The 5,623-nt window shown below is 69.7% G+C and carries 1 protein-coding gene; it reads right to left on the reverse strand.

Annotated features, from left to right (window positions below; translation table 11 throughout):
- Positions 1 to 140 precede the first annotated feature (140 nt).
- On the reverse strand, positions 141 to 5,075 hold the full coding sequence (locus AB0I18_RS51530) for an NAD-glutamate dehydrogenase (RefSeq protein ID WP_363112806.1): 4,935 nt from the start codon (positions 5,073 to 5,075) through the stop codon (positions 141 to 143).
- Between the last annotated feature and the right edge of the window lie 548 nt (positions 5,076 to 5,623).

Here is a 5,623-nt window from a genome sequence, read left to right on the forward strand (position 1 = left end):
CCGGCGTTTGAGGACAAGGCCGTCCAGGCCGAAGGGGGGTCTGGGGGCGCAGCCCCCGGGGATGGGACGGGTAGGGGCGGCGGGGGCGAAAAAAGGGGGCGCCCCGAACCTCCAGGGCGCCCCCGAACTCGTACCGCCGGCTACGAATGCGAGCGCAGCATCGTCCGCATCGTCCGCATCGCCACCGACAGGTTCGCCAGGTCGAAGGACTCCGAGCCCTGGATCTCCTCCAGGGTGGTGCGGGCCCGGCCGAGGATCGCCGCGTTCTTCTCCTCCCACGCCTTGAAGCGCTGCTCCGGCGTGGAGGCGCCGTTGCCGACGGCGAGGACGTCCGCGGTGACGGCCGCGTGCGCCGCGTACAGGTCCTCGCGGATGGAGGCGCGGGCCATGGACTGCCAGCGGTCCGCGCGCGGCAGCTCGATGATGCGGTCCATCAGCTGGGCGATGCGCAGCCGGTCGGCGAGGTCGAAGTAGACCTCGGCGACGTCCATCGGGTCCCGGCCCATCCGGTCGCCCACCGCGACGATGTCGAGCGTCGGGAAGGCGGACGAGAACCCGGCCACGCGCTGCGCCAGCTCGTCGGGGACCCCGGCCTCCGACAGCTCGTCGTAGATCCGCTGGTACCACTCCAGGTCCGCGCCGCGCAGCATCCTGGGCACCTCGGCCCAGACCCGCGTGACCCCGTCCCTGAAGAAGTCGATCGTCTCGGCGAGCTGGATCGGCTGCGGCCGGTTGTTGAGCAGCCAGCGCGTGCCGCGCTCGACGAGCCGGCGCGAGTGCAGCCGGATCCGGGTCTGGACGCCCGCGTCGACCTTGTTGTCGAGCGCCTCGACCGCGTCCCACACCGCGCTGGAGTTGAAGATCGCGCGGGCCGCGGTCTGCGCCCGGACGATCTCCTCAAGCGAGGCCCCGGTCTCCTCGCGCAGCCGGTGCAGGAAGCTCGTACCGCCGGTGTTGACCGTGTCGTTGACCAGCACCGTCGTGACGATCTCGCGGCGCAGCGCGTGCGCGTCGATCTGCTCGCGGAACCGCTCGCGCAGTGCCGTCGGGAAGTACGCGTGCAGCAGGCTCTGCAGATACGGATCGTCGGGCAGCCCGGTGGCGAGCAGCTCGTCGGCGACCGTGATCTTCGTGTACGCGAGGAGGACGGCCGTCTCCGGCTGGGTCAGACCGTGCCCGGTGTTGAGGCGTTCCCGGATCTGACGCTCGGTGGGCATGAACTCCAGCGCCCGGTCCAGGTGCCCCGCGCGCACCAGGTGCCGCAGGTAGCGGTGCTGGGCGTGGAGCATGCTCGGCGACTGGGCCTGCGCGTTGGAGAGCGCCAGGTTCTGCGCGTAGTTGTTGCGCAGGACCAGCGCGCCGACCTCGTCGGTCATCTCGGCGAGCAGCTTGTTGCGCTGCTTGACGGTCATGTCGCCGTCCGTGACGACCGCGTTGAGCAGGATCTTGATGTTCACCTCGTGGTCGGAGGTGTCCACGCCCGCGCTGTTGTCGATGGCGTCGGTGTTGACCTTGCCGCCGGCCTGCGCGAACTCGATGCGGCCGAGCTGCGTGAGACCGAGGTTGCCGCCCTCGCCGACGACCTTGACCCGCAGGTCGGCGCCGTCCACGCGGATCGCGTCGTTGGCCTTGTCGCCGACGTCCGCGTGCGACTCGGTGGAGGCCTTCACGTACGTGCCGATGCCGCCGTTCCACAGCAGGTCGACCGGCGCCTTGAGGATCACCCGCATCAGGTCGGCGGGCGTCATCTTGGCGATCTTGCCCTCGATGCCGAGGGCCCCACGGATGTGGCCGTTGAGCTGGATGGCCTTGGCCGTACGGGGGAAGATGCCGCCGCCCTGCGACAGCAGCGCCTTGTCGTAGTCGGCCCAGGACGAGCGCGGCAGCTCGAAGATGCGGCGGCGCTCGGCGTACGAGGTGGCCGCGTCCGGGTTCGGGTCGATGAAGATGTGCCGGTGGTCGAAGGCGGCGACCAGCCGGATGTGCTCGGAGAGCAGCATTCCGTTGCCGAACACGTCACCGCTCATGTCACCGACACCCACGACGGTGAAGTCCTCGGCCTGGGTGTTGACGCCCAGCTCGCGGAAGTGCCGCTCGACGGACTCCCAGGCGCCGCGGGCGGTGATGCACATCTTCTTGTGGTCGTAGCCGGCCGAGCCGCCGGAGGCGAAGGCGTCGCCGAGCCAGAAGTTGTAGCTCTCCGCGACCCCGTTCGCGATGTCCGAGAACGTCGCGGTGCCCTTGTCGGCGGCGACGACGAGGTACGTGTCGTCCTCGTCGTGCCGTACGACGTCGGCGGGCGGCACGACCTCACCGGCCACCAGGTTGTCGGTGATGTCGAGCAGCGCCGAGATGAAGGTCTTGTAGCTGCGGATGCCCTCGGCGAGCCAGGCGTCGCGGTCCACGGCCGGGTCGGGCAGCTGCTTGGCGACGAACCCGCCCTTGGCGCCGACCGGCACGATGACGGTGTTCTTGACCATCTGCGCCTTGACCAGGCCGAGGATCTCGGTCCGGAAGTCCTCCCGCCGGTCGGACCAGCGCAGACCACCGCGAGCGACCTTGCCGAACCGCAGGTGCACGCCCTCGACGCGCGGCGAGTACACCCAGATCTCGTACGCCGGACGCGGCGCCGGCAGGTCCGGGATGGCCTGCGGGTCGAACTTCATGGAGACGTACTCGTGCGGCATGCCGCCGCCCGCCTCCTGGAAGAAGTTCGTGCGCAGCGTCGCCTTGATGACGGTCAGGAACGAGCGGAGGATCCGGTCCTCGTCCAGGCTCGCCACCTGGTCGAGGGCGGCGTCCAGCTCCTCCAGGAGGGCGTCGGTCAGTTCCATCCCCGCCCGCTGCCGGTCCGGCGACATCCGCGCCTCGAAGAGGGAGACGAGCAGCCGGGTGGTGTGGACGTTGCTGCGGAGGGTGTCCTCCATGTAGTCCTGGCTGAAGGTCGAGCCGGCCTGGCGCAGGTACTTGGCGTACGCGCGCAGCACCACCGCCTGCCGCCAGTTCAGCCCGGCGCTCAGGACGAGGGAGTTGAAGCCGTCGTTCTCGGCCTGCCCGGTCCAGGTCGCCGAGAAGGCCTCCTGGAACCGCTCGCGGGCGTCGTCGCCGAGGTAGTCGCCGGAGCCGTTCCGCGCCTGGGGCACGCGCAGACCGAAGTCGTAGATCCACGCGGACGTACGGTCCGAGCAGCGCAGCTCGTACGGGCGCTCGTCGGTCACCTCGACGCCGAGCCTGGACAGCACCGGCAGTACGGCCGACAGGGAGACCGGCGCTCCGGTGCGGTAGATCTTGAAGCGGCGCTCCTCGGGGGCGGCGCCGACCGGCTCGTACAGGCTGAGCGCGAAGTCCTTGCCGTCGCCGAGCTGTTCCAGGTGGACCAGGTCGGCGACCGCCGTACGCGGGTTGTGGTCGGCCTTGTAGCCCTCGGGGATGGCGTTGCCGTACCGGCGGATCAGCTCGGCCGCGCGCTCCTCGCCGCACTCGGCGTTCAGCGCCTCGGCGAATCCGTCGGCCCAGGAGCGGGCGGCCTCCACGAGCCGCGCCTCGATGCGCTCCTTGTCGGCGTCGGACAGCTGCGGCAGCTCGGTGCCCTGCGGGACCCGGACCACGAAGTGCAGCCGGGAGAGGATCGACTCGGTGTTCCAGGCCGTGAAGTCGACGCTGATGCCGCCGAGTTCCTCCTTGAGGATGTCGATGATCCGCAGCCGGACGCCGGTGGTGTAGCGGTCGCGCGGGAGGTAGACGAGCGCGGAGTAGTAGCGCCCGTACTCGTCCTGGCGCAGGTAGAGGCGCAGCCGGCGCCGCTCCTGGAGGTAGAGGACGCTCGTGACGATCGCCCGCAGCTCGTCGGGCGGGGTCTGGAAGAGCTCGTCGCGCGGGTACGTCTCCAGGATCTGCAGCAGATCGCGGCCGTCGTGGCTGTTGGGCGAGAAGCCGGCGCCGCGCAGGACCTCCTCGACCTTGCGGCGGATGACCGGGACGCGGCGCACGGACTCGGTGTACGCGGCGGAGGAGAAGAGCCCGAGAAACCGGCGCTCGCCGATGACATTGCCGTCGGCGTCGAACTTCTTCACACCGACGTAGTCGAGGTAGGACGGCCGGTGCACGGTGGCGCGGCTGTTCGCCTTGGTCAGCACGAGGAGCTTGTGCTCGCGGGCCTTGGCGCGGGCGTCGGCGGGCAGCCGCTCGAAGGACGGGCTGACCGGGTGGCTCTCGTCGGTGCCGTGCTGCGGGTCGGAGCGCAGGATACCGAGACCGGTCCCGGGGACGGCGGCGAGCGAGTCGTCGTCGCGCAGCTCGTACTCCCGGTACCCCAGGAAGGTGAAGTGGTTCTCCGCGAGCCAGCGCAGCAGCTCCCGGGCCTCCTCGACCTCCTGGTCGCGCAGGTCGTCGGCGGTCGGCTCCTTGGGCAGTTCCTCGGCGATGCGCAGCGCGGAGTCGCGCATCTTCTCCCAGTCCTCGACGGCCTCACGGGCGTCGGACAGGACGCGCAGCAGATCGGCGGTGATCTGCTTCAGATCGGCGCGGTCGGTCTCACGGTCGACCTCGACGTGGATCCAGGACTCGATGTGGGCGTCGTGGGGAAGGTCGCCGGCGGCGGGCCGTGCGGGCAGAACCTCGATGAGCTTGCCGGTGAGGTCACGCCGCACGACGAACTGCGGGTGGATCACGACATGAATACCGCGGCCCTGGCGGGACAGCTCGTTGGTCACGGAGTCGACGAGGAAGGGCATGTCGTCCGTGACCACCTCGACGACGGAGTGGCTGCAGGTCCAGCCGTTCTCCTCGACGGTCGGGGTGTGGACTCTTACGTTGGCCGTGCCCTGTGGTCGGTTTTCGGCCAGCCGGTAGTGGGAGTAGGCGGCTCCGAAGACGTCGACCGGGTCGCGGTCGGTGATGTCCTCCGGGGCGGTGTGCAGGTAGTAGCGCTGGAGGAACGCGAGCACCGTGTCCCGGTCGGGGGTGCTCTCGTCCGTCTTCCCGGTCGGTAGGTGCCCCCCGACCGGGCTGTTCTCAGCTACCCGGGCGGCCCGTTCGAGCAGCTCGGCTTTGGCTTCGTCCAGCTTGGTCTGCATTGTCCTCTGGCTCCTGTCGCGCGCCGTTGCGTGACGTCGTAGAACGTGAAGTGACGTAGCGCCGCGACGCGGGGTGTCCGGTCTTGGTCCGACGCTATGCCGCGATGAGAGATGAGCGGGGGTTTATCGGCCGTTTTCAGCGGTTCCGGAGACTGTGACGCTGCTCTCGGTCCGCTGCCCTGTGCGCTGTGCCGTGCACTGACCTGCCCCCGCTCGCGAAGACCAGCGACTGCCCGGTCACGGATGTCGTCCGTGCGGTCCGGGCGCAGGGCAGGGGCCGAGACGCCCCCGCGACATATCGCGCTGATCACGGGACAAGGCTATCGCTCTTGGCGGGGGCGCCGTCATGAGCTGTATGTGTACAAAACTGGGGGCGGGTTTTTGACACTCTGGACAGGTGGTTCGGGGGGTGGGGGTTGGTATGCGCGGTTTGTCGTGGGTGGTTGTTTGTCTGCGGTTGTTTGTCTGCGGGTGGGTGGGGGCTGGTCGCGCAGTTCCCCGCGCCCCTGGGGTGGTGGGTGGTGGGGTCGGTGCCGCGACGGGGTATC

It is taken from the genome of Streptomyces sp. NPDC050704 (genome assembly GCF_040654355.1).
Classification (GTDB): domain Bacteria; phylum Actinomycetota; class Actinomycetes; order Streptomycetales; family Streptomycetaceae; genus Streptomyces.

Bases quoted from the DNA above. Each gene is read 5' to 3' on its own strand.
- AB0I18_RS51530 (WP_363112806.1), bottom strand. From the start codon at position 5,075: ATGCAGACCAAGCTGGACGAAGCCAAAGCCGAGCTGCTCGAACGGGCC.